A 2,274-nucleotide genomic window follows, 5' to 3' on the forward strand; every position below is an offset into this window, starting at 1 on the left:
GGGGACCCGCCTTCTCCGCCTCCCGCGGGCCGGTCCTCTCCGGACGGCGTCTCCCTGCGGGGGAAGCGGTGCGGCGGCTCCCCCGGCGGCTGCGGCCCGCCCTCGATCGGGTCACCGGCGTCGCCGGGACGCCACTCCTCCGGCGGACGGTGGTTCACCGGGTCCGGGCGCTGTCCCGACTGCTCCGGCGGCACACCCTCGGACTCCCGATCGGACACTGAGAACACCCCTCATGTCAGCGCGGTCCGCCCGCCGATTCACCGCCGTCGGGCGCCTCACGCCTGCACGGTAACCGCGGGGGCGGGCCCGCGCGTGGAGGTCACGGGGCGTTTTCGGTAAGGCCCGGGCAAAGGGCGCACGACAGGGGCCGCGGAGCCCGGTCACCGCGCTCGGCGGCGACAGGCCGACCGGCGGTCAGCGCGCTTCCCCGGTCCGCTCCCGCCGGTCCGCCCGGGCCAGCCGGGCGCGCACGGCGAGCACGAACACCGGCACGGTGAACACGGCCGCGAACAGGTTGAGGCCGCCGAAGCCCGCCTGGGCCAGCACCACACCCGACAGGGCGCCCGCCGCCGCGCCGCCCAGGTTCATCACCAGGTCGCTCACACCCTGCACGCGGGGGCGCACGTCCGCCGCCAGGGACTCCGCCAGCAGCGCCGTCCCGGACACCAGCCCGAACGACCACCCCAGCCCCAGCAGCACCAGACCGACCGTCACCCTGGCCTCATCGTGCCCGGCCGTGCCCGCCACCACCGCGGCGGCGATCAGGATCCCCTGACCGGCCAGCAGGACGGGCACCCGCCCGAACCGGTCGGTGAGCCACCCCACCACCGGCGACAGGGCGTACATGCCGGCGATGTGCAGGGAGATGGTCAGGCCGATCACGGTCAGCGCCGCTCCGTGGTGCGACATGTGCACCGGCGTCATGGTCATGACCGCGACCATCACGGTGTGGCTGGCCACGATGCCGACCACCGCGAGCAGCGCCCCCGGGCCGGCCGCGACCACCCGCAGCGCCCCGGCCACGGACAGCCGGGCTCCGGAGGGGGCCGCGCCGCCGGAGGGGCGGTCCGCGGTGGCCGCGCGGAGCGGGTCCGGGCGCAGCAGGGCGAGGATCAGCAGTCCGCCCAGGACGAACCCGGTGGTGGTGAACAGCACCGGGCCCAGCAGGGCGGGCAGGCCGAACAGGTCGGCCACGCGCGCGCCGGGGCCGGTGAGGTTGGGGCCCGCCACCGAACCGACGGTGGTCGCCCAGACCACGATCGACAGGTCCCGGCCGCGGCTGCGCTCGGAGGCCAGGTCGGCGGCGGCGTGGCGCGCCTGGAGGTTGGTGGCGGTCCCGGCGCCGACCAGGACCATGCCGACGAGGAAGAGCGCGAACGCCTCCAGCACCGTGGCGGCGATGACGACGGTGCCGCCGAGCGCGCCGAGCATCCAGCCCAGCGCGAGGCCGGGTCGGCGGCCGCGCCGGGCTGCCAGCGAGGCCAGGGGCAGGGCGAACACCGCGGCGCCCAGGGTGATCATGGTGGTGGCCATGCCGGACCAGGTGTCGGAGCCGGTGAGTTCGAGGGCGATGAGCGCGCCCACCGCGATCATCGCGCCCATGCCCACGCCCCCGACCACCTGGGCGAGCATGAGGACCAGGACGGTGCGCCGCTGGAGCCGGGCCCGTTCGGACTCGGTGAGGGCGTCCCCTGGCTGAGCGGTGTGTGTCGACACGCGTGCGTCCTCTGTTTGGTCCTACCAACGGAGGAATCCTAGCCAGAAGCGTGTTATGTCCGCCATGTCGTAAACACCGCCCCTGACGGACGCCGCTCAGTGACGTCCGTAGCGCCACCGCAGGTAGTCGTGCTCGCGCTCGACGTAGCGCATCTCCGAGTACAGGGTGTGCGGGTCGCGCGCGCTGATGACGACACCGCCCGCGGGGATCACCGGCCAGCAGGCGAACGCCCAGAAACAGCGGGTGTAGGGACCCCACAGGACCACCCACGCACCCTGCTTCTGCCACTCGATGTGTTCGGCGATCCGGCGCTGTTCCTGCTCCCCAGTCCTGTCCATGCCGATGGAGGACATACCCGGCACTGGCAGGGGTGATCAGGCCGGAACCGGCCACGGCACCAGTGACCTGCGACCCTTGCCGAACACGGGATTCGGTCTCCCGCTTCGGAGGTTTCGGCCGCACGAAAGCGGGTCCGGGAGCCGCGCGGGCGCCGCACCCCCGCTCCGAAGGCGCGTCCCGCCTGCGAGGACACCCCCATACGGAGACGGTGCCCGCGC

Annotated in this window: 2 protein-coding genes and 1 pseudogene; all 3 read right to left on the reverse strand. The window is 74.2% G+C overall.

Annotated elements, in window-relative coordinates:
* Positions 1-218 (reverse strand): annotated as a pseudogene (locus DQW06_RS29580) (hypothetical protein); the annotation flags it as partial.
* Positions 219-414: 196 nt separating this feature from the next.
* Positions 415-1,716 (reverse strand): MFS transporter, encoded by a 1,302-nt coding sequence (locus DQW06_RS16150; protein ID WP_013152557.1) that lies wholly within the window; start codon positions 1,714-1,716, stop codon positions 415-417.
* 96 nt (positions 1,717-1,812) lie between these two features.
* Positions 1,813-2,070 (reverse strand): hypothetical protein, encoded by a 258-nt coding sequence (locus tag DQW06_RS16155; RefSeq protein ID WP_013152556.1) that lies wholly within the window; start codon positions 2,068-2,070, stop codon positions 1,813-1,815.
* Between the last annotated feature and the right edge of the window lie 204 nt (positions 2,071-2,274).

The sequence above is a fragment of the Nocardiopsis sp. TNDT3 genome (assembly GCF_003427465.1).
In the GTDB taxonomy this organism is placed as follows: Bacteria; Actinomycetota; Actinomycetes; order Streptosporangiales; family Streptosporangiaceae; genus Nocardiopsis; species Nocardiopsis dassonvillei.